The sequence below is a fragment of the Acinetobacter sp. ANC 4178 genome, assembly GCF_004331175.1.
Classification (GTDB): Bacteria; Pseudomonadota; Gammaproteobacteria; order Pseudomonadales; family Moraxellaceae; genus Acinetobacter.
Window position 1 is genome coordinate 340,912 of the sequence record NZ_SJOD01000002.1, and the last position, 20,836, is coordinate 361,747.

Consider the following 20,836-nt stretch of genomic DNA (forward strand, 5'->3'; position numbering starts at 1 on the left):
TTTCCTATTTCAGTAAATCTTAAAATTAAAGTTCAGCCAAAGCATGTAAGTATGCTTTGATATCTTCTAATTGGGTTGCTTTTAAATCAGCTTCTTCATCCCAATAGAGTCCTACACAGTTTGCCTGCATATCAATAGCATAAATGCCCTTTAATGCAATTGGAAAATTATTAAATTTTTCATCACCATGCACGACCTTGAGCTGTTGATCTTCAACACGGGCGCGCATCAGCGGCAAACGTGCATCTGGAATCAGGACACTATAATAAGCAACCATACTGGCACGATTTGAAGATGCCAACGGAATTTTAGTCCAATCTGGTGCTGCCACTAAGCGCGGGTGTAACCCCATTTTTCGTGCTTTTTCACGCATTAAGCCCAAAGCTTTTTCTCGAGGGCTAACACGGAGTCCCAAAATTGACCCGAGCACAAACACAATAATGACAACAGCAACCCAAATTCCTGTATTTTCCATAGCAAAACCTTTTTTGTCTTTTATTAGAGTTGCATAAGCACAATATAAAACGCAAGTTGGAACGATGAAATTAATTTAGGAACATTTCATGACTATATAAGACTTCATGTCCGTTCCAGTAAATATAACCTTTTTCAATCAACTCTTTGAGTAACAAACGCACATCCGCTTTGGGAAACATTTGCTCTAATAAATCACGTAAGGCGTAGATGTCTTTCGGCTTATCATTTTTCAATTCGCGTAGTTTTTTCGCCACTTCAAGCTGGACAGGATCAATTTTTCCAAAATCTTTAAACAAAGCATCTTGTGCTTGTTGCACGTCTGGTTCCGCAGAGGGTAATTCAGCCGAACTCTGTAACTGCTCTACTGCTTGCGCTAGATTGGTTGGGGTCACCAACTCAGCTTGGTCTTGTTCAAGATGTAGCTGCGCCCACTGCTTTAATACTTTCTTACGAAAATTAATCTGTTCATCATAACGTTTGACGATTTTGAGATTAATCAACATGCCCACTAAGTGCTGCGCTTTCTCTGGCACCACTTGCAAGATATTCATCACCGAGTTTTTTAATGAATCAATGGTATTCGGTTTACCTGACATGTTTGCCAAAGCGTCACAATACTGTTTCACCATTTTTAAGTATGGTTTTCTTTGAATGGCATCCAAGCTTGGAATTTTATATTTGGGTTTGCTTATTTCAGCCACATCTTGAATTTGAATCAAGCTACAAGTCAGTGCCGAACCGCGCATTAATTCAATTAAAACAGCACTGGTTTTGGCTGCTGAAATGACTTCTACATGCGTATCGGGTTCGAGTAAAGCCATCAACTGCCCAACGACTACCGCATATTCAAACTCTTTCTCTTTGGCTTGGGCGGTTTCTAAAATCACCACTTGCCCTGTATTGATCCACATGGCAAATTCAGTCAGATCTTCCAGCGTATACGCAAACTGCCCTTTGCAATTAAACAAATACAAGGTCGGATAATGCTGCACCAAATCGCGTAGCATTTTTGCCGTTGGCATATTATTTTCTAGATCGAACAAAACCGCTTTAGCAGACATAAATACAAAATCATGAGAGATAAGCAAAGAGCGTGCATTAGAACGGGAAGCGGGCAAAAGGTCAAGCCTTGCCCATCGTTCCCTTTTTGGAAAGGCGTAGGATTAAACCATACCACTCAAGCCGCCAAACTCGATTAATAGTGCGGTGGTATATTGCTTAAAGGGTCAAAGGCTTCGATGCCTTCGGATAAATCGGCAGATTCCACACGTTGATAAAGAAACTGCATTTGTTTTTTTAAATCAGCAATTTCGGCATGTTGACGAATCACTTGTTCATTGAGTTGTTCAACTAAATCATCTAAAAATGCAATTCGGACTTGCAAATCTTCAATGGGTGCGGACAATGACGCCTGATTATCTAGATTTTGTTGCTTAGTCATTCAAAGTCCTCATTTGAGATTTCAGGAAACATTATGGCCTATATTACTTTAAGGGATGTCCAGCTTGCATTCGGTGGACCTGCCCTACTCGATGGCGCGAATTTCAACCTAGAACGCGGCGAACGGGTATGTTTGATTGGCCGTAATGGTGAAGGTAAGTCTACGCTACTTAAACTAATTGAAGGTACCTTATTGCCAGATTCTGGCGAAGTTGCAATTCAAAATGGCTTAACGGTATCTATGTTGGCACAAGACGTCCCTATGGATTCTGGCAAAGTCGCAGACATTGTGGCAGACGGCGCAGGTGAAGCTGCCACTGTACTTAAAGCATACCACGAAGCATGTGATGCCTGCATCTTAGGTGATATGGAAGCATGCGATCGCATGGGTAATTTACAACATAAATTGGATCAGCTCGATGGCTGGGCTTTAGAAAATAAAGTCAATTCCATTTTAAGTAAGATGGGGCTAGACCCAAATGCCGATTTAGCAGATTTATCGGGTGGACGTAAGCGTCGTGTTCTATTGGCACGTGCCTTACTGACTCAACCAGACGTCCTGTTACTGGACGAACCGACCAACCATTTGGATGTAGAAAGCATTGAATGGTTAGAAAAATTCTTACTCGATCAAAATAACCTAACCCTCTTATTTATCTCGCATGACCGTTCATTTGTGGACAGTATTGCCACCCGTATTGTCGAGCTTGATCGTGGGACTTTACGTAGCTACGAAGGTAACTATTCACGCTACTTAGACCTCAAAGCACAACAAATGGAAGCCGAAGAAAAACAAAATGCGTTGTTCGATAAACGATTAGCTGAAGAAGAAGTGTGGATTCGCCAAGGCATTAAAGCCCGTCGTACCCGTAATGAAGGTCGTGTCCGCGCCTTAAAAGCGCTGCGTGAAGAATCCAAAGCACGTCGTTTCCAGCAAGGCAAAGTCAGCATGGCAACCCAAGATGCCAATCGTTCTGGGAAATTGGTGTTTGACATTGAACACCTCAGTGTTTCTTACGGTGATAACCTACTGATCAAGGATTTCTCTGCGTTGGTGATGCGTGGCGACCGCATTGGTTTAGTTGGGGATAACGGTGTTGGAAAAACCACCTTAATTAAAGCCATTTTAGGTCAAATTGAACATGGCGGTTCAGTCAAAACAGGCACACAGCTTGAGATTGCCTATTTTGACCAATTGCGTAATGCACTTGATCTTGAAAAAACTGTCATGGCCAATGTGTCCGAAGGCTCTGACTTTGTCGATGTGAATGGTAATCGTCGTCATATCTACAGCTACTTACAAGACTTTCTATTTTCGCCAGAACGCGCGCGTACGCCAGTCAAAGCACTCTCTGGTGGTGAAAGAAACCGTATTCTGTTAGCCAAGTTGTTACTCAAACCATCCAATTTAATCGTGATGGATGAGCCAACCAATGACTTAGATATGGTGACTTTAGAACTGTTGGAAGAGATGCTGTCTGATTATAAAGGCACTTTACTGTTGATCTCGCATGACCGTGCTTTCATGGACAATGTGGTCACTTCAACTTGGGTGTTTGATGGCAAAGGCAATATTGATGAGTACATTGGTGGTTATCAGGATTACCTAGAACAACGTCCAGATCAAAAAGTGGTTGATCAAAAAAGTGATGTGAAAAAGGCACAAGCCAAAGCTGAAGCGGCTGCCGCAGCAGCAACGCCTGCGCCGAAAAAGGTCAAGCTGAGCTATAAAGATCAACGAGAACTCGATAGCTTACCTGCGGAAATTGAAGCTTTGGAAGCTGAGCAAACTCAACTTTCTGAAAAATTAGCAGATGGTTCTTGGTTTGTTTCAAATGCCGATGCCGCGACTCAAGCTTCACAGCGTCTGTCTGAAATTGAAGAACAGTTACTGGAAAAACTGGAACGTTGGGATGAATTAGAAAACCTCAGCAAAGGCAACTAATTTAATGCTCAATAACCCGATTGGCTGAGTCATTCAGCCAATCGGGCTTTTTTATATTCTCTGTTTGTACCAACAACACTTGCAATTGAATCAAGCAACAGTCGATGACTCGGTTATTTCTGCCACAATTTACGTGTGGGTCGTAGCAACCACTGTGATAATTGGCGGATCGTCTGATCAAAAATCTGTTGTTGTAGCAACCAACAAGTCAAAATTGACAACACCACACAAATCAATATTTCCACTGCCACAGGCAAATTGAGCTGAATCATTCGTGCAAGCCAAATCACCACAAAACCATGTAACAAATACACAGGCAAAGTGTTTTGCCCCAAGCGCATAAAACGTGTTCCCAAACCCTGAAATAAGGCCAACAGCGTAATCACCCCCCAACTGGACAACATGAAGCACATCAGACGAATCAAACTTCCCTGCCATAGCTCAACTTTCAGTTGGGCATAACTTAAACTGCCGTACCACCAGAATTGACTTAAATTCGTCCAATACAAGATGCATATAATCAAACCGAGGCTCAGACTTGCCCAAAACACCGCATGACTTTGCTGTTGTAGCTTTTGCATAATGGGCTGACCATATCGATAGCCCAAGACAAAAAAAGGCAAAAAGACACAGATTCGTCCAATGGAGTAGGCATAGTTATTCCACGGCGAAAAACCAACACTTAAAGCAATCAGTACTGCGAGTACAGGAGCAAAACGGTTTGCATGGAACACATGCATAAATAGGGTCCAAGCCATCATCCCCACCAGATACCACAGCAGCCAATAGGGTCGTTCAAACAGGCTAAAGTGCCATTGTCCAGTCATCAAAGCATTCGATGCCAAATACAACAGTTGGAAAGGGGTATAGAGTGCAATAAAAAAGAGGATGTTTTTGGACCAGTTTTTATCTTTATACAACATGCCTGAAATAAAAATAAAAGCAGGCATATGTATGGCATAAATGGTTTCAAGTAATAACTGGCTACTTGCTTGTGACCAACCAATCATCCGCTCTAGAAAGTGTCCCAACACCACCAGAAAAATTAGACCTGCTTTGGCAGTATCAATCGCATGGCTTCTCATCTATAAATGCAATCAATCAGAAATATATCCCTAGTCTAACACCACCGTTTTAAGTTGCTTCACATCCATACGCTTTAATCATTAGGGATAAAGTGGATTCCCTTTGTTTCCATCGCCCCCCGTAACGACAAAGCCGAATTTCTCATAAATCGGTTGTGCATAAAAACTCGAATTGACCGTAATGGAATGTACCGACTGCCGCTTAATTTTCGCTTCAATAAAGTTCCACATCACAGTACCGTAGCCCTGACCATGTAAGGCTTTAATCAGGAAAAAATGCATTAAATGTGCGGGTTCCAAATACGCGACCACCCCCACGATTTCCTATTCAAGTTCAGCAACAAAGTAATGAATATCTTCCCGTTCAAAAATGGTTTGAATGACTTCTGGTGTGAATTGTTTTCACCCTTACTGATGAGCAATAACGTCTTCAACAAATGGAGCAATCACCGCAACAATAGCAACAGTGTCATTTGGTGTTGCTTTTCGAATAAACAAGTTTGGACTATACATTTTTATTTTCTTCTGTGATCACAACTTTCAATAGTATTCCCACGCAAAAAGCATGCACAACTTCAATCGGATCTTTCACTTCATACTTTAAAAATCTAAGCCTAGAAGCCATTAAATTTATAATTTGAATGGCAATACCCCAAATTAAATCCATTCATTGGCAGCTCAAATCAGATTTATCAACACCAATATGCTATACCTATCAACATAAGAATAACTGAGCCTTTGATCATGTTGGATTTGTCACAAATTTTCGCATTTGCTTTGGTGAGTCTGGCAATGGTCCTCACCCCCGGCCCGAATATGATCTACCTCATTTCACGTTCAATTTCTCAAGGAAAAACAGCTGGTTTCATTTCTTTAGGCGGTATCGCACTGGGCTTTGTCTTATACATGCTCTGTGCTTCTTTTGGAATCACTGCGCTCGTTGTCGCAGTTCCATATGCTTATGACACGATTCGTATTGTAGGGGCTCTCTATTTACTCTGGTTGGCATGGAAAGCTTTACGCCCCAATGCGGCGCCTATTTTTAGTCTCAAAGATTTATCGAGCGATTCCCCGTTAAAATTATTTTTAATGGGCTTTTTGACCAGTTTACTGAATCCTAAAATTGCGATTATGTATTTGTCTTTATTGCCACAGTTTATTCACCCACAACAAGGCAGTATTTTAGCGCAGTCTATTCAACTCGGTACGATCCAAATTTTTGTCAGTGTTTCAGTAAATGCCATTATTGTTTTTTCTGCAGGTAGCATTGCACTTTTTCTACAGCGAAAACCACTTTGGGCAAATGTTCAGCGTTGGCTCATGGGCACAGTTCTCGCTGGGCTTGCAGTACGCATTCTTCTGGAAAGTCGTCGTTAGAATGCCATATCAAAACCAGCAGATGGTGACGGGCAAGGTTAATCCTGATTTTTAGCGTAGATAACCTTGACCAAATCAGTTCATGCTACACTTTGCACAGTCTTAACTTTTTCAAACTAATTATATCGTTATGAGCCAAGCACAGACCTATACACCTGGTGAATTTCAATGGTCATTCCTCCATCCTAAATATTGGGGAATTTGGCTTGGCATCGTTTTCTTAATGATACTGGCAATTTTGCCATGGGCAATTCAATATCGCTTAGCCACTTTTCTGGGAAATCTAACGTTTAATCAACTGAAATCCCGCCGTAAAACTACGCTGCGCAATTTAGAAGTCTGTTTTCCAGAATGGAGTCCAGAACAAGTCCAAGCCCATGCCCGTCAGGTTTTCGTTGATCAAATGCTTGGGATATTTGAAACCCTGAATGCTTGGTACTGCCCACAATGGTTCAAAAATCGAGTCACTATTGAGGGTTTAGAGCATATTCAAACCGCGCAAGCAGCGGGTAAAGGCGTGTTACTGCTCGGCACTCATTCCACCTTATTAGATGCAGGTGGTTATTTATGTGCACAATATTTTGAACCCGATGTGGTGTATCGTCCACAGAATAACCCGTTGTTAGACATGTTGATTTATCGTTGTCGTGCCACGATTTACGCCAATCAAATTGACCATGATGATATGCGTGGTCTGATTCGTAATTTAAAAAATGGACATGCCATTTGGTATAGTCCAGACCAAGATTTTGGTTTAAAACAAGGGGTGATGGCTCCCTTTTTTGGGGTGCCTGCCGCAACTGTTACGGCGCATCGACGTTTATTAAAAATCTCTAAAGCCGTTGCTGTACCGCTGTATTTCTATCGCCATGGCGATGTGGCAAATCCCCAATATCATCTGCTGATTGAACCTATGGTAGACAACTTACCCAGTGAAGATGAAGTGGATGATGCAACGCGGGTCAATCAAATTATTGAACGACAGCTTCGCATTGCGCCTACTCAATACATGTGGTTTCACCGTCGCTTTAAAACCCGCCCAGAAGGCTATGAAAAAATTTATTGATCAACTACATCGAGGAGAAAGCACGATTGCATCCTCGATATTTTGCTTGATACATGGCCCAAACGGCACAACAGGATAAAAAGGATAAACTCAATGAAGGTGATGCAGCTTCTCCCTGAACTGAATAGTGGTGGTGTTGAACGTGGCACACTCGAAATTGCTAAAGCGCTTATTCATCAGGGGCACGAGTCATTGGTGGTTTCCAATGGTGGACGTATGGTGGCACAACTTGAAGCCGAAGGCTCTACCCACTTAACCTTGCCCATTCACAAGAAATCATTGTCGAGTCTGTGGCAAATTCGTCCATTACGCCAACTCATTCAGCAGCATCGCCCAGACATTGTGCATGTTCGCTCACGCGTTCCTGCATGGTTGACGCATTTTGCCTTAAAAGGCATTCCTGCAACTGATCGTCCGCACTTGATTAGTACCGTACATGGTTTCTATTCAATTAATCGTTATAGTGCAATTATGACGCAAGCAGAGAAAGTCATTGCGGTTTCGGACAGTGTGGTGCAATACATCACCGAACATTATAAAAATTGCCCTCCGCAAGATATCGTCCGTATTTACCGTGGTATAGATCCCAAAGCATTCCCTCATGGATACCAACCATCAGTACAGTGGATTCAACACACCTTAAAAGACTATCCACAACTCGAACATAAGTTCCTCTTGTGCTTACCAGGGCGAATTACGCGTCTGAAAGGGCATGAAACCTTAATTGAATTAGTACAGCAACTGCATGCGCAATTCCCCTACCTGCATGCTATTGTGGTTGGCGGAGCTGATCCTAAAAAAGCCGCTTATTTGGATGAACTGCAACGCAATATTCAAAGCAAAGGCTTAGAACATCAGATTACCTTCGTCGGTCACCGCTCAGATATTCGTGAATGGCTTGCCTACAGCGATGTGGTCTTGTCTTTATCCAATCAGGCAGAAACCTTTGGACGTACCGCCTTAGAAGCGTTGTCTGTAGGTACACCCGTGATAGGTTGGAAAAGAGGTGGCGTTGCTGAAATTTTATCGTCAGTTTATCCGCAAGGTCTTATTCCTGTAGATGATCACGCCGAACTTATTCGCGTCGTACAACACCATATTGAACAACCTCAACACGTGGCTCCTGTCACGCAGTTTAGCTTACAAGACATGTGTGAGCAGACTTTAGCGCTTTATCAAGATATCTTGAAGTCGTCATAATTTTTAAATAAATTTCAGGTATCTTAAAGCACATAACCCGAGTTCTGCTTCCTGCAAAACTCGGGCATATGAGGTTGTGCTTTCAATCGTAATTTTTGTTTTGGGGTTTGGTCATCCTAACCAGCCATCATTTCCGTGATGATTTTCCTTCAGCGTCGTCTTCCTTAGTGGGATGTTCCGTTCCCTGTTCCGTGTGCTGATGGAGTAAGAATAAAAGAATTCTTAAAGTTCTACCATTCGTCAGAGACCGAAACCTTTGTAAGCAATTTCGTACACAATTTCTCATGCAATTTGTTTACTACTTCTCGTTTTTGTAATCCTGTGCAATTTCATCCGTCACTATTTTTTCTTCGCGCTCTGCTTTTTCAATCCCTTCTTGTATGGCGATCTGAGCTTCTTGTTCATCTGCATCCGTTTGCTCTAATTCTTCTTGCTGTTGCTCAAATAGACGTCCCGTTTGTAATTTGACATAGATCGGAAAGTGATCTGAACCGATATGCGGTAAACGCTGCATTTCAATAAGTGCAAAGTCTGTACTGTGAAAGACATGATCGAGTGACCAACGTAAAAAAGGATAATCCGCATGAAAAGTATTCACATAATGCCGTCCAACTCGCGGGTCGAGCAAGCCGCTGATCCGTTGGAATAGACGCGTCGTTCGTGACCAAGCCACATCGTTCAAATCCCCCATGACAATACAGCTTTGATCGAGCTCTTTAATTTGATCACCCACAATCAACAATTCAGCATCTCTTAAGGTTGAATCTTTGGCTTCCGTCGGACTTGGCGGTTTTGGATGTAGACAGTACAACTGTACAGGCTGCCCTGAAGGCAACAGCACCGTCGTATGAATCGAAGGAATTTCATCACTTAAAATAAACTTCACTTCTGCATCGATAAGTTTCAATCGACTATACAAATGCATGCCATACAGGTTGTCTAAGGGAATTGGAACGCGATAAGGATAGTCCGCCTCAAGCACCTGTAATGCCTGTTGCCAACACTGATCTGTTTCTAAGGTCAAAACCAGATCGGGCTTAAATTTGCTAATTTGTTCAATGAGTAAATGATGCTGGGTATTGGGCGTCAGCACATTCGAAACCAGTAATGAAATCTGTCGCTCAGGCTGCAATTGCTCGTGAGAAACGGTTTGAACCTGTTTTTTCCACACAAAGGTATAAGGCAACACCATTTTTAACTGATACGCTAAGGCTGCGATTAACGCGACGAGAATCAATTCACGTTGTAAATCCCAAGGATCAGGCCAAAAAATCAGTAAAATAAAGGCCAAAAGACCCAACGCCAGCATTTGTAGTCGTGGAAAATCGGCACCGCGAATCCACCATTCATCCCGTGGGATCAATGACCAAAACGTCAGAATCACCACAATAGCCGCCAAGACTTCCACCCAAATCATATGGTTTTTCTCAATCTTATTCTGTTTGGTAAAACTAAACCTAGACTAACTTTATCAATTTTGTATGTATCATAAACAAGTTATTTCGTTCAATTATAGTGATGTTTTACTTATGTAGTGCTTGCAGTTGTGGTCGCTTTTGATACACTCAAACCCCTTTTAAATTTTTAACGCACCGAGGCAAAATGACATGAAAGTAGGTCTGGTCGGTTGGCGCGGGATGGTTGGTTCCGTCCTTATGCAACGTATGGTTGAAGAGAATGACTTTGCTCACTTTGAGCCATTCTATTTTTCTACCAGTAATGCAGGTGGTGAAGCCCCTGCATTTGGTGGTAAGACTGCCCCAGCACTTATGGATGCGACAGACATTAATAGTCTGAAGCAAATGGATGTCATTATTACCTGTCAAGGTGGCGACTATACCTCTGAAGTCTTTCCAAAGTTAAAAGCCGAAGGCTGGAAAGGCTATTGGATTGATGCTGCGTCTACCTTGCGTATGGAAGATGAAGCCATCATCGTACTTGACCCAGTGAACATGAACGTCATTAAAGATGGTTTAGTCAATGGGACTAAAACATTTGTAGGCGGTAACTGTACCGTTTCGTTGATGCTGATGGGCTTAGGTGGTTTATTTCAAAACAACCTTGTGGAATGGGCAACCTCGATGACTTATCAAGCAGCATCGGGTGCAGGCGCGCAAAATATGCGTGAACTGATTTCTGGTATGGGCTATTTGTACAACAATACCAAAGATTTGTTAGATGACCCACGTTCTCCAATTTTAGACATCGACTCTAAAATTGCGGAATTACAACGTGGTGAAGGCTTCCCTTCTGCAAACTTTGGTGTGCCTTTAGCAGGCTCACTCATTCCATACATCGACAAACAGCTTGAAAGCGGTCAATCGAAAGAAGAATGGAAAGGTCAAGTTGAAACCAACAAAATTTTAGGCAATCAACAGATTGTTCCAATTGATGGTCACTGTGTCCGTATTGGTGCAATGCGTTGTCACTCACAAGCACTCACGTTGAAATTGAAAAAAGACGTACCGCTGGATGAGATTGAAGACATGTTACGTAGCGCCAACCAGTGGGCGAAAGTCGTTCCAAATACGCGTGAAGCATCAATGACTGATCTGACTCCTGTGGCAGTGACAGGCACGCTCAGCGTTCCTGTGGGTCGTTTACGTAAATTGAATATGGGTAAAGAGTACCTTGGTGCATTCACTGTGGGTGATCAACTGTTGTGGGGTGCTGCTGAGCCACTACGTCGCATGCTGCGTATTCTAATTGATTTTAAAAATGCATAAGCATTTTTAAATTTTCAAACAAAAGCCGATCAATTATGATCGGCTTTTTATGTAACTAGAATGTTATCCATTTACAATTCCTCAACATCTCGGTAATGTATAATTCTCTCGTTGCGATATATGACCAGAGTCAAAACTAAGATGACTGTATATAACAAATTAAAAATTGCTATTCTCGCCATTATTGCATCGCAACATCTTCATGCAATTAGTATTGATCCATTACAGATTCAGTCTGCACCTGGAGAATTACTCTACGCTGAAATTCCATTTCATCATGCGAAAACCGATGAGCCTGTCCAAGTCAGCTTGGCTACACCAGAAGATATCAATAGCTTAGGTGTTGTTCATCAACCTCCAGGTCATCTTAATTTCTTTTCTCGACAAAGCAGTTCCGGTGAGGGTGTTATTACCATCACCTCATCTCGTCCATTGACTGAATCTGAGCTGAATATCGTGGTCCGTATTCAGGAAGGCAGTGCCGTCCATTTACGCCATATCCGCACGCCAATCCAACGTACCGCCGTAGCGAAACCTATGTTTAGTACAAAGGCTAACGAAAAAGTGCTTAGCCCGATCATGATCGTAAGTGAAAAAGATATTGCGCTTAACTTACCGACCAGTGCTCAATTGCAGCCACCAGAAGCTGCGAAACTGAATCCAACGTCCAATTCGGTGGATTCACTCAAACTCAAAACAATACAACCACCAAAGTTAGCAGCAGTGACGGACTCAACTGAGGCGCCTATTGTCGTTTCTAGCTTAAATACAGCAACGGGTGCACCAGCCCAAGAAGCCAAGGGGCTTAACGAAACTACAGCGGACTCGGCAACGCCAAAGACAACCGTTGCAAAAAATACGGAAAATCCAGTAACTAAACCATCGCCTAGCCCTCAAGTACAGCAAAATCAGAAACGTTTGGATGCAGAGAAAGGTTCTGCCGCATCGGTTCAAGCAGCATCTTCAGCACCAAAATTACCTGCTGAACCAAAACCACAACCCATCAAGTCTGCTCCTGCTGCAACAGCATCGGAAGTAAAAAAAGTTCAGCCTAATCAGCATATCGTACAAAATAATGAATCGCTTTGGGCAATTGCACAACGGGTTGCCACTGAGCAAAATCGTCCAATTGGCGAAGTCATGCAGCAAATTAAAACCCAAAACTCGCATGCATTTATTCAGGGTGATATCAACCGATTACGTCGTGGGGTCACTTTAAACTTACAAACCAATACGACCCAAAAATCTCAACAAAAAATTGTGGCTCCGCCTAGTACAACGGTAAAACAGTCTGGCAAAGCAAAATATCGCCTGAATCAAGCCGAAATGAGCTTGGTGGCAGAAAAGAACCCAGAAACCACGAATGGAACGGCAAAACAGAAAGCTGAGAATGAGCAAATATCAAATGAATTGTCATTAAAAGTTATGACATCTCGAGAAAAAACCGTTAAATTACAGAGAAACGTAACTCAGCTGGAATTGGCACTACGTCAAAAGGACCAAAGAATTCAATTATTAAATGCTCGTCTTGCACAATTGCAACAACAGTTGAAAGCACAACAAGCACAGAAAAAGCCAAACAGCTAAATTGTTATATAATTTTGATATTAGAATCAATGAATTAAACGTACATTTGATTCATAAGGGGTAAAACATGCTGATTTATGTGATTCCGTTTGTACTTTTGTTAGTCGTGGCAATTGTTTTAAAAAAACGAGAAGCAAGTAAAGAAGCCGATACGGCACCAAAAAAAGCTACAACGGCTCGCAATAAAGCCAAAACTCCTGCAAGCAAACGGAAAACCCCACAAAAAACGCAAGTGGTGGAAGATCCTGTTATTGAGAAGAAACAGGAAACTCCACTCAGTGATGAGTTACGCAGCCAAATTCAAGGGCAAATTCGTGATCGGAATTTCTTTGCAGCAGAAGCTCAAATTAATCAGGCACTGAATAAAGACAATTCCCAACATGAACTGTATTTATTGTTATTAGATATTCATCTAGAACAAAAAGATGAATTTGCGGTTAGCCAACTCTTCAATCATTTACGTTCGCTTGAACTTGAAGAAACGCTGGCGCTCGCGGAACAGAAAAAAGCTGAACATGAAAAAGAGCATCTTTCATCAGCAGATACCATTGAGTTTCAACCACAAACCACAGCATATGTTGAAAGCAATCCTGTACAAAGCGCGCAAGATTTTGATGCGCTGATTGATGATAAGGTTACACCCTCAAATTTTGATCTGTTACAGGCGGAGACAAGCAATACCTCGCCAACTGAAGAACAGCCGTTAGAATTTAAGTCTTTCAGTATAAGCCCCGCAGCCATTGAACCTGTCGTAGAACCGACGCCAGAGATCAATACCGCGACACTGCAATTTGATGATTTAGTTGAAGTTAAACCCCAAGCTGAGGAACCCGTTCAGGTACAAAAAGAAAGTCCCCTACCTGTGACTGAACTTAAAGATTTAGAATTTTCGTTTAATCTAGATCCTGTACCAACGGCTGAAGCGGTCATTGAACCCATTGCAGCACCGATCACGGAAAAATCTGAAGATCAACCAGAATTCAAGTTTTCATTCGACCTTGAGCAACCAAGTGCTGAAAAATCAACGACTGAAGTCGAGGTGCAATCTGATGCACCGACAATGTCCTTTGACTTAGAATCACCAAAGACAGATCTTGCAACAGCGCACTCGATTCCTCAAGACATGACGGAAGCAACGGACTTTAGCACGCCTGTTGCACATGCAGATGTTAATCTACAAGATCCGTTGGTACAGTCTTTTCCAGAACTCGGACAAATCAATGAAGGCACGTTGAACTTTGATTTAGTACAACAGTATATTCAACTGGGTGCTTATGAAGCAGCTCGCCAACTGTTTGCTGAGAGTTCGAATAATTTTTCAGCAGAACAGCAACAACGCGCAGAACAGTTACTGAATCAAATAGCATCTTAAGACATTTCCCTCTACTATAAAGCAGTCATACATGACTGCTTTTTTTATGATGAAAAAAATTGCTTTGATTTATATGGGTGGAACCTTTGGCTGCGTGGGTGAACCCCTGAGCCCCATGCCTGCTGATGAATTTCTACCTCAACTGAAGAAAGTCTTACCTCTGGATTTGACCGTTGAATGCATGATTGCGCCTGTCATTAAAGACAGTAGCGCCTGCACACCTGCTGATTGGTTACAGTTAATCCAATTTATACAACAACTGCAACTCCAACAATTCCAGCATTTTGTGATTATTCATGGCACAGATACCATGAGTTATGCTTGTGCCATTCTCTCTCGATTTCTGGGACAATCCGCACATGTGGTGCTTACGGGTAGCCAATATCCTCTACTCAATATTCAAGGCACCAACACACGCGAATTTACCGATGCCATCGACAACCTGAGTCTGGCATTACACGCTGTTCAAACTCAACCCGTAGGTGTATATCTTGCCTTTCATCAGCAGTTATTTCATGGCCGCAGTGTTTTAAAACAACATACGACGGAACTTGATGCTTTCACAGGGCTAAACAGCCAGCAAGAACTGCTTCAACCCGAGTCGACTTATTTGGTTAAAGCTGAAGATTTAGTTAAAGCCAATCAATTCAATTGCCTGAATCTTATGATGCAGCCCATTGCATTAGATCCACAATTGCAAAATTTAAAGACCATTGCGCAACATCCACCTAGCTTCCTCATTTTACAAGGTTTTGGCACTGGCAATATCTCGGTCAATGCAGACTGTATCGAATGCTTTAAACAGCTACGTCAACAAGGTTGTATGGTTTTACTCACCACGCAAGTCAGCTTTGGTAAAATGGATCAGCGCTACGCAATTAGCCACTGGATTCAAGAGGCAGGAATTATGGTGAGTGATTGCATCAGCCATGCTGACCTATATGCCAAAGCGCTTTTGATGTATCTCAAGCATGATTCAATCGATCAATGTTTTACCCATTGGCATGACTCGGTTTAATGAAAGGTAACTAGATCTATGCAACGTTTTGCCATTGGCATCGAATTTTCAGGCGCGCGATATCGGGGTTGGCAAACTCAACAAGCGGGTGTCATCAGCGTACAAGAAACGCTTGAAACCATCCTAAGTAAAATTGCAGCCGAACCTATTGCACTGCATGGTGCAGGTCGTACTGATGCAGGTGTGCATGCAACCAATATGGTGGCTCATTTCGATACACAAGCAATCAGACCTCTACGTGGTTGGCTCATGGGTGCCAATAGCCAACTGCCTAAAGATATTGCCATCCAGTGGATTAAGGAGATGGATCATGAATTTCATGCTCGTTTCAAGGCTCAAGCACGTCGTTATCGCTATGTGGTCTATAACCATCCACAACGCCCAGCTTTATTGCATAAACAAGTGACTCATGCTCATTACACACTAGATGTAGACAAGATGATTGCGGCTGCAAAAAAGTTTGAAGGTACGCATAATTTTGAGAGTTTCCGCGCTGCGGCTTGTCAGTCCAATCAACCTGTGCGCCATGTAAGTCATTGTCGCTTAATTCGACATGGGGCTTATTTGGTACTGGATATTCAAGCGGATGGCTTCTTACACCATATGGTCCGTAATATTATGGGCTGTTTGCTGGAAATTGGACAAGGCATGTATGACGTTGACCAAATTGACCAAATTTTTGCGGCACAGGATCGGCAAGCAGCAGGCGTGACTGCCCCACCCGATGGCTTATATTTTATTCATGCCGACTATCCAACGCAGTTCGATTTACCCAAAGTGCCTTTAGGCCCTCATTGGTTAAATATGCCTGATTAGTGTGGCGCACATAATTAAAAAAACCTCCACATGGGAGGTTTTTTAATGTTTAGATTAACGTTGCTTACGCTTGCGATATTCAACTGGGGTTTCATTGGTCCAACGCTTAAATGCACGATAAAACGTACTTGGTTCTGAAAACCCTGTCAGATATACAATCCGCTCTACACTTTCACTGGTATTTGCGAGCAGTTTTTTCGCTAAACGACAGCGATAATCTGAAAGAATTTGCTGAAAGCTGGTATTGGCTTCGCTCAGTTGAGTACGTAAACGGCGCGGGGTAATATTTAAATGTGCAGCAACCGTTTCCAACGTGGTTTCACCACTTTCTAAAGTGGAACCAATTGCACGGCGCACTTCACCCACCAAGTCATAGCGTGCTAATTCTTGTAGTTTTTCAATTGCCAGTTGCTCATGCAGTTGTAATAACTCAGGCTCCGCCTGCCATAAAGGATAAGCCAAAATCGCTGGATCAAAATACAGCCGTGTTTCTTTTTGACCCAAGCTCACAGGGCACTCAAAGACACGAAAATATTCGTCATCTGGCGCACCTTGTGAAAAGTTAAAGTCGATATACAGCGCCTGAAAACGCCCTTCAGTAATAAACTTGAAGAAACGCAAGATTCCCGACAGGGCACATTCAGAAAAATGACGATTAATTAAATTTTCTGCCCACGGTTGCTCACCATTGGTCAAATAACAACGATCATCTTCAATCACCAAACGCGCATGAAAGGCATCGCTAATTAAACGCTGATACGCCAAAGCACGCTTGAGACCTTCACCAAAATTTTCACTACTAATAAATAAGTGTTCAATCACCTGCCCACGATATAAAGGCAAATGTTCACCCAAATGCAAACCGATATCAGGATCCTTACTGACTTCTTCGGCTGCCGTCCAAAAAGCAAACTGCGCATTTAATGGGGTACGATCGTTGGCCTGAACTTGATTTAAGGCGACCCCTGCTTTTGTTAAAATTTCTTCGGTTGGTAATCCTGAACGACGAATCGCCTGATAGCCCAATCGTAGTACAACCGATGCATCCGTTAGCTGACCCACGCAATGACCTTCCTTGTATGTGATTCATTTATACCTAAAACAATAAATTTAGATTAACTGCGATTGACCAAACTGACAACATATATAGTCAAATTTTTCTGGAATTTTTTGAAACCGCCAGTTCGCTTAATTTACTGCCAGCTAACACACGCCAAGGGGTTTGATTCTTGATTTTTTCTAAAAAATTGACTATAATTTGCCCCTTTCCAATTTGATCATCAGGTAGGCTATGGCCAATAAAGAGGAACTCATTGAGTTCGAAGGCGTTGTCACCGAAACGCTTCCTAATACGATGTTCCGTGTACGTTTAGAAAACGGTCACGAAGTGATTGCCCACATTTCTGGTAAAATGCGTAAACACTATATCCGCATTTTAACTGGCGACAGTGTGAAGGTAGAAATGACCCCTTATGACCTCACGAAAGGTCGTATCACTTATCGTGCACGCTAAGTTCTGATTAGTGAAAGCAAAAAAAGCCACATCATGTGGCTTTTTTTATATTCTGATTTTTTGCACTTATTCACTTAAACGTGAGGTTTTGCAGCCCACTGTTTGACATTCACGTAAACGCTCCTGTAACCAGTGATTACGATCCTGTGTGGTCGTTAAACGACACTGCACGTTGACCGTACTTTGCATATCATCGGTACATTCGGCATCACGATGACGTATCCATGCCAATTGCGACTTTTTCAACGTTTTTTGTTGTGTTGCATTGAGTTGTTTACGTAGTTGTTGATAGTTCTTATTCAAATCGGCATCTGCACTGGCATAAATTTTATTGGTGCAGTAGATATCATCATAGGTGTTACGGGCATTGTCACAGTTATCTGCATAGCTGAAGGTTGCTATTGCCCCACAAAAGAAAGCCAATATGATTTTGCGCATGAAATTGTCCCAATCGCTTTATTATGTTGTCTATCTAAGCATATTTTACTGAACTTGAACATTGCTCACAGACAGACAAGTTTGTATCTTTTTTATCCCCGCGTAGTACTGCACTAAACAGCAATTTACTTTTGACCTTGCATCAAAAAAGTAATCACTATAATCATTCATACCGCTCTGTTCTTCAGATCTCCTTCTGAGTGAATAAACTCGTAGTACTTCAACTCTAAAAACATCAGTTCATTTACCGCCTGTACTTAACCAATCTTTTCCCCCATAAAAAAACGCAGCAATTGCTGCGTTTTTTTACACGACAGAGAAATTATGCGAGTACGGCAACCACAGCCTGCCCCATTTCCACTGTACCTACTTTATTCATCCCTTCCGACATGATATCGGCAGTACGTAGGCCCTGATCCAAGACTTGTCCTACTGCATCTTCAATGGCCTGTGCAGCAGCCTCTTCACGGAAGGTATAACGCAACATCATGGCAACCGATAAAATGGTCGCCAATGGGTTCGCCACGTTCTGACCTGCGATATCAGGCGCCGAACCGTGACATGGTTCATACATGCCTTTGCCATTTTCGTCTAAAGATGCCGATGGCAACATGCCAATTGAGCCTGTCAACATTGCCGCTTCATCAGAAAGGATATCACCGAACAAGTTGCCCGTTACAATCACATCAAACTGCTTTGGTGCACGCACCAATTGCATGGCAGCGTTATCAACATACATATGTGACAAATTAATTTCAGGATATTGCTCTTCTTTTAATGCGGTAACGGTTTGCTTCCAAAGCTCCGTCACTTCCAATACATTGGCTTTATCGACTGAACAGACTTTACCACCACGCAAACCAGCTAATTCAAAAGCCACTTTCGCAATACGCTTAATTTCTGATTCTGAATAGACATCGGTGTTAAAGCCTTGCTTCTCACCATTTTCAAGTTCACGAATACCGCGTGGCTGACCGAAATAGATACCACCTGTTAATTCACGTACGATTAAGATATCCAAACCTGCCACGATTTCAGGTTTTAAGCTCGATGCGTCTGCCAATTGCGGATACAAGATTGCTGGACGTAAATTTGCAAATAAATTTAATTCACTACGGATTTTTAATAAACCACGTTCAGGACGAATTGAGCGCTCGATCGTATCCCATTTTGGACCGCCCACAGCACCTAACAAAATTGCATCAGCTTTTTTGGCTTGTTCCGCAGTCACTGCTGGGTACGGTTCGCCATGTGCATCAATCGCTGCGCCACCCAATAGGCCATGTTCCCATGTGAGACCTAAATTAAATTTTTCATTGACTCGATCGAGTACGTGCTCTGCGGCCTTGACAATTTCAGGACCAATACCATCACCCGCCAAAATCAAAATTTGTTTAGACATGAGAACTTCCATTATTTCATCAGTACTAGGACTGTTTAGAGATTAAATTTTTTGCTCTACAAACTCACCTAACCCTGTTTGCGGGTCATAGGGTCTGCAAAAGCGACGAATTGTTTTTTGTTCTTGCTGCAAATCTACGCACAATGGGTCTGGAGCAGATGCATTCAATAAACTGACATGTTGCCGAGTTCGATCCCGATACATTTTAAAGGTATAACTTTGTTTGGCTTTAAACGCATGAATTACATGTAATGTTTCTGCACGATCTGGTGAAATTGGATAAAATCGAATCACCAATTCTTGTTGTTTCGCTGGTGCAGATAAATACAAGGCATTCGGCTGATTCAAGGTTTTTGCCTGCAAACGCACCAGACCTTTATCTATAGCTTCAGAACTTACTCGATGAGTTCGCGCATCAACAATAAAAATATCGCCTAACCGCTCAAACTCACAATTATGTGTTCCAGAACAGTAAATTAAAGCATTTGATGATGGGCTTTCGGTATATTCCACTTGTTTAATGCGAGCACTATCTACCCACTGGCATGCGCTCAGGGTGCTGAACAACAATCCCGCAATAACACATTGACCGAAAACTTTCATCATTTTGCTAGCCCAACCTTGCGTAATAAAGCATTTATCATGTTGATTATGCCTCGATGTTAGCAAGAGTTGGGCGGTGTTGTCATGATTAAATATGCAACCTTTAGCCTTGAATTTCTTGGAAAACCCAAGGTCGTGATTGTTTGGTTTTCGCTTCATAAGCACGGATATCATCTTGCGCTTGTAAAGTTAAACCAATGTCATCCAAACCATTCAACAAGCAATGCTTACGAAATGGATCCACTTCAAATTTGAATGCTTCACCCGTTGGCGTACGTACTTCTTGCGCAGCAAGATCAATCGTCAATTGATAACCTTCTGTCGCAGCACATTCTTTGAATAACTGATCGACAATTTCTTCAGCCAAAATAACGGGTAACATGCCGTTTTTAAAGCTGTTATTAAAGAAAATATCGGCATAACTTGGGGCGATCACGGTACGGAAACCATACTCTTCCAACGCCCAAGGTGCATGCTCACGGCTCGAACCACAACCAAAATTGGCACGTGAAATGAGTACAGAAGCGCCTTGATAACGCGGTTGATTCAAGATGAAATCAGGGTTTTTCGGACGTTTTGAATTGTCCTGTCCCGGATAGCCTTCATCTAAATAGCGTAATTCATCAAATAAGTTATCGCCAAAACCTGTGCGCTTAATTGACTTTAAAAACTGCTTTGGAATAATTAAATCTGTATCGACATTGGCACGGTCTAATGGTGCAACAATACCTTGTTCAACGGTATAAGCTTTCATGTTTTGCTCCCCTTAGT

General features: G+C 42.3%; 21 protein-coding genes and 1 pseudogene. 10 read left to right on the plus strand and 12 right to left on the minus strand.

Translation table 11 applies throughout. The features are described from left to right. Positions 1-25: 25 nt before the first annotated feature. The 3 genes from E0H87_RS05895 to E0H87_RS05905 all read right to left on the minus strand — a co-directional run bounded on the left by E0H87_RS05895 (position 26) and on the right by E0H87_RS05905 (position 1,918). A complete protein-coding gene (locus E0H87_RS05895; RefSeq protein WP_131263989.1) occupies positions 26-475 on the minus strand; it encodes an ammonium transporter in 450 nt (149 codons plus the stop codon). 70 nt (positions 476-545) lie between these two features. Next, positions 546-1,538 (minus strand): hypothetical protein, encoded by a 993-nt coding sequence (locus E0H87_RS05900; protein ID WP_131322749.1) that lies wholly within the window; start codon positions 1,536-1,538, stop codon positions 546-548. A gap of 134 nt (positions 1,539-1,672) precedes the next feature. After that, positions 1,673-1,918 carry a SlyX family protein gene (locus tag E0H87_RS05905; protein ID WP_131263991.1) on the minus strand — a complete coding sequence of 82 codons (246 nt, stop codon included), beginning with the start codon at positions 1,916-1,918 and terminating at the stop codon, positions 1,673-1,675. A gap of 33 nt (positions 1,919-1,951) precedes the next feature. On the opposite strand from E0H87_RS05905, the gene E0H87_RS05910 reads away from it, so the two are divergent. After that, the gene (locus E0H87_RS05910; RefSeq protein ID WP_131322750.1) at positions 1,952-3,862 is read left to right on the plus strand and encodes an ATP-binding cassette domain-containing protein; all 1,911 of its coding nucleotides are present in this window, start codon (positions 1,952-1,954) and stop codon (positions 3,860-3,862) included. A 113-nt stretch (positions 3,863-3,975) separates the two neighbouring features. On the opposite strand, the gene E0H87_RS05915 is transcribed toward E0H87_RS05910, so the two are convergent. The 3 genes and pseudogenes from E0H87_RS05915 to E0H87_RS16045 form a co-directional block, all read right to left on the minus strand. Continuing rightward, on the minus strand, positions 3,976-4,947 hold the full coding sequence (locus tag E0H87_RS05915) for an acyltransferase family protein (protein WP_131322751.1): 972 nt from the start codon (positions 4,945-4,947) through the stop codon (positions 3,976-3,978). Between the two features lie 74 nt (positions 4,948-5,021). Then, a pseudogene (locus E0H87_RS16340) lies at positions 5,022-5,445 on the minus strand (GNAT family N-acetyltransferase). 7 nt (positions 5,446-5,452) lie between these two features. Next, positions 5,453-5,614: a hypothetical protein gene (locus E0H87_RS16045; protein ID WP_165493940.1), complete on the minus strand. Its 162-nt coding sequence runs from the start codon at positions 5,612-5,614 to the stop codon at positions 5,453-5,455. Positions 5,615-5,691: 77 nt separating this feature from the next. Here E0H87_RS16045 and E0H87_RS05925 point away from each other — a divergent pair, with 77 nt between their 5' ends. From E0H87_RS05925 to E0H87_RS05935, 3 genes are all read left to right on the plus strand, one after another. Further along, positions 5,692-6,324 carry a LysE family translocator gene (locus E0H87_RS05925; RefSeq protein WP_131322752.1) on the plus strand — a complete coding sequence of 211 codons (633 nt, stop codon included), beginning with the start codon at positions 5,692-5,694 and terminating at the stop codon, positions 6,322-6,324. 130 nt (positions 6,325-6,454) lie between these two features. Beyond that, entirely contained in the window at positions 6,455-7,390 is a 936-nt protein-coding gene (gene lpxL, locus E0H87_RS05930; RefSeq protein ID WP_131322753.1) for an LpxL/LpxP family Kdo(2)-lipid IV(A) lauroyl/palmitoleoyl acyltransferase, read from the plus strand. Between the two features lie 93 nt (positions 7,391-7,483). Beyond that, positions 7,484-8,590: a glycosyltransferase family 4 protein gene (locus E0H87_RS05935; protein ID WP_131322754.1), complete on the plus strand. Its 1,107-nt coding sequence runs from the start codon at positions 7,484-7,486 to the stop codon at positions 8,588-8,590. A 298-nt stretch (positions 8,591-8,888) separates the two neighbouring features. Here E0H87_RS05935 and E0H87_RS05945 read toward each other — a convergent pair whose 3' ends face one another. After that, on the minus strand, positions 8,889-10,007 hold the full coding sequence (locus tag E0H87_RS05945; RefSeq protein WP_131322755.1) for an endonuclease/exonuclease/phosphatase family protein: 1,119 nt from the start codon (positions 10,005-10,007) through the stop codon (positions 8,889-8,891). 190 nt (positions 10,008-10,197) lie between these two features. Between E0H87_RS05945 and asd the strand changes: the two genes are divergently transcribed. The 5 genes from asd (at position 10,198) to truA (ending at position 16,109) form a co-directional block, all read left to right on the plus strand. Further along, positions 10,198-11,316, plus strand: coding sequence for an aspartate-semialdehyde dehydrogenase (asd, locus tag E0H87_RS05950; protein ID WP_116758663.1), 1,119 nt, complete (start codon positions 10,198-10,200; stop codon positions 11,314-11,316). 141 nt (positions 11,317-11,457) lie between these two features. Further along, on the plus strand, positions 11,458-12,903 hold the full coding sequence (locus tag E0H87_RS05955) for a hypothetical protein (RefSeq protein WP_131322756.1): 1,446 nt from the start codon (positions 11,458-11,460) through the stop codon (positions 12,901-12,903). Between the two features lie 67 nt (positions 12,904-12,970). Next, entirely contained in the window at positions 12,971-14,275 is a 1,305-nt protein-coding gene (locus tag E0H87_RS05960; RefSeq protein WP_131322757.1) for a hypothetical protein, read from the plus strand. Between the two features lie 31 nt (positions 14,276-14,306). Continuing rightward, entirely contained in the window at positions 14,307-15,293 is a 987-nt protein-coding gene (locus E0H87_RS05965) for an asparaginase (protein ID WP_227547314.1), read from the plus strand. A gap of 18 nt (positions 15,294-15,311) precedes the next feature. Continuing rightward, positions 15,312-16,109, plus strand: a complete 798-nt coding sequence (truA, locus tag E0H87_RS05970; RefSeq protein WP_131322758.1) for a tRNA pseudouridine(38-40) synthase TruA — start codon at positions 15,312-15,314, stop codon at positions 16,107-16,109. 54 nt (positions 16,110-16,163) lie between these two features. Here the strand turns inward: truA and E0H87_RS05975 are convergent, their stop codons facing one another. After that, complete coding sequence (locus E0H87_RS05975) at positions 16,164-17,171, minus strand: AraC family transcriptional regulator (RefSeq protein ID WP_131322759.1); 1,008 nt, start codon at positions 17,169-17,171, stop codon at positions 16,164-16,166. 229 nt (positions 17,172-17,400) lie between these two features. On the opposite strand from E0H87_RS05975, the gene infA reads away from it, so the two are divergent. Beyond that, entirely contained in the window at positions 17,401-17,622 is a 222-nt protein-coding gene (infA, locus tag E0H87_RS05980; RefSeq protein ID WP_001284370.1) for a translation initiation factor IF-1, read from the plus strand. A 66-nt stretch (positions 17,623-17,688) separates the two neighbouring features. On the opposite strand, the gene E0H87_RS05985 is transcribed toward infA, so the two are convergent. The 4 genes from E0H87_RS05985 to leuD all read right to left on the minus strand — a co-directional run bounded on the left by E0H87_RS05985 (position 17,689) and on the right by leuD (position 20,819). After that, a complete protein-coding gene (locus tag E0H87_RS05985; protein ID WP_131322760.1) occupies positions 17,689-18,060 on the minus strand; it encodes a lysozyme inhibitor LprI family protein in 372 nt (123 codons plus the stop codon). Positions 18,061-18,382: 322 nt separating this feature from the next. After that, the gene (gene leuB / locus E0H87_RS05990) at positions 18,383-19,462 is read right to left on the minus strand and encodes a 3-isopropylmalate dehydrogenase (RefSeq protein WP_131322761.1); all 1,080 of its coding nucleotides are present in this window, start codon (positions 19,460-19,462) and stop codon (positions 18,383-18,385) included. Between the two features lie 42 nt (positions 19,463-19,504). Beyond that, entirely contained in the window at positions 19,505-20,068 is a 564-nt protein-coding gene (locus E0H87_RS05995; protein WP_131322762.1) for a hypothetical protein, read from the minus strand. 100 nt (positions 20,069-20,168) lie between these two features. Continuing rightward, the gene (leuD, locus tag E0H87_RS06000) at positions 20,169-20,819 is read right to left on the minus strand and encodes a 3-isopropylmalate dehydratase small subunit (RefSeq protein WP_131322763.1); all 651 of its coding nucleotides are present in this window, start codon (positions 20,817-20,819) and stop codon (positions 20,169-20,171) included. Positions 20,820-20,836 lie beyond the last annotated feature (17 nt).

What these genes read in the sequence shown, in the direction of transcription:
- E0H87_RS05895 (WP_131263989.1), bottom strand. Translation starts at nt 475, where the DNA reads ATGGAAAATACAGGAATTTGGGTTGCTGTTGTCATTATTGTGTTTGTG.
- E0H87_RS05900 (WP_131322749.1), bottom strand. Translation starts at nt 1,538, where the DNA reads ATGTCTGCTAAAGCGGTTTTGTTCGATCTAGAAAATAATATGCCAACG.
- E0H87_RS05905 (WP_131263991.1), bottom strand. Translation starts at nt 1,918, where the DNA reads ATGACTAAGCAACAAAATCTAGATAATCAGGCGTCATTGTCCGCACCC.
- E0H87_RS05910 (WP_131322750.1), top strand. Translation starts at nt 1,952, where the DNA reads ATGGCCTATATTACTTTAAGGGATGTCCAGCTTGCATTCGGTGGACCT.
- E0H87_RS05915 (WP_131322751.1), bottom strand. Translation starts at nt 4,947, where the DNA reads ATGAGAAGCCATGCGATTGATACTGCCAAAGCAGGTCTAATTTTTCTG.
- E0H87_RS16045 (WP_165493940.1), bottom strand. Translation starts at nt 5,614, where the DNA reads ATGGATTTAATTTGGGGTATTGCCATTCAAATTATAAATTTAATGGCT.
- E0H87_RS05925 (WP_131322752.1), top strand. Translation starts at nt 5,692, where the DNA reads ATGTTGGATTTGTCACAAATTTTCGCATTTGCTTTGGTGAGTCTGGCA.
- lpxL (WP_131322753.1), top strand. Translation starts at nt 6,455, where the DNA reads ATGAGCCAAGCACAGACCTATACACCTGGTGAATTTCAATGGTCATTC.
- E0H87_RS05935 (WP_131322754.1), top strand. Translation starts at nt 7,484, where the DNA reads ATGAAGGTGATGCAGCTTCTCCCTGAACTGAATAGTGGTGGTGTTGAA.
- E0H87_RS05945 (WP_131322755.1), bottom strand. Translation starts at nt 10,007, where the DNA reads ATGATTTGGGTGGAAGTCTTGGCGGCTATTGTGGTGATTCTGACGTTT.
- asd (WP_116758663.1), top strand. Translation starts at nt 10,198, where the DNA reads ATGAAAGTAGGTCTGGTCGGTTGGCGCGGGATGGTTGGTTCCGTCCTT.
- E0H87_RS05955 (WP_131322756.1), top strand. Translation starts at nt 11,458, where the DNA reads ATGACTGTATATAACAAATTAAAAATTGCTATTCTCGCCATTATTGCA.
- E0H87_RS05960 (WP_131322757.1), top strand. Translation starts at nt 12,971, where the DNA reads ATGCTGATTTATGTGATTCCGTTTGTACTTTTGTTAGTCGTGGCAATT.
- E0H87_RS05965 (WP_227547314.1), top strand. Translation starts at nt 14,307, where the DNA reads ATGACTGCTTTTTTTATGATGAAAAAAATTGCTTTGATTTATATGGGT.
- truA (WP_131322758.1), top strand. Translation starts at nt 15,312, where the DNA reads ATGCAACGTTTTGCCATTGGCATCGAATTTTCAGGCGCGCGATATCGG.
- infA (WP_001284370.1), top strand. Translation starts at nt 17,401, where the DNA reads ATGGCCAATAAAGAGGAACTCATTGAGTTCGAAGGCGTTGTCACCGAA.
- E0H87_RS05985 (WP_131322760.1), bottom strand. Translation starts at nt 18,060, where the DNA reads ATGCGCAAAATCATATTGGCTTTCTTTTGTGGGGCAATAGCAACCTTC.
- leuB (WP_131322761.1), bottom strand. Translation starts at nt 19,462, where the DNA reads ATGTCTAAACAAATTTTGATTTTGGCGGGTGATGGTATTGGTCCTGAA.
- E0H87_RS05995 (WP_131322762.1), bottom strand. Translation starts at nt 20,068, where the DNA reads ATGATGAAAGTTTTCGGTCAATGTGTTATTGCGGGATTGTTGTTCAGC.
- leuD (WP_131322763.1), bottom strand. Translation starts at nt 20,819, where the DNA reads ATGAAAGCTTATACCGTTGAACAAGGTATTGTTGCACCATTAGACCGT.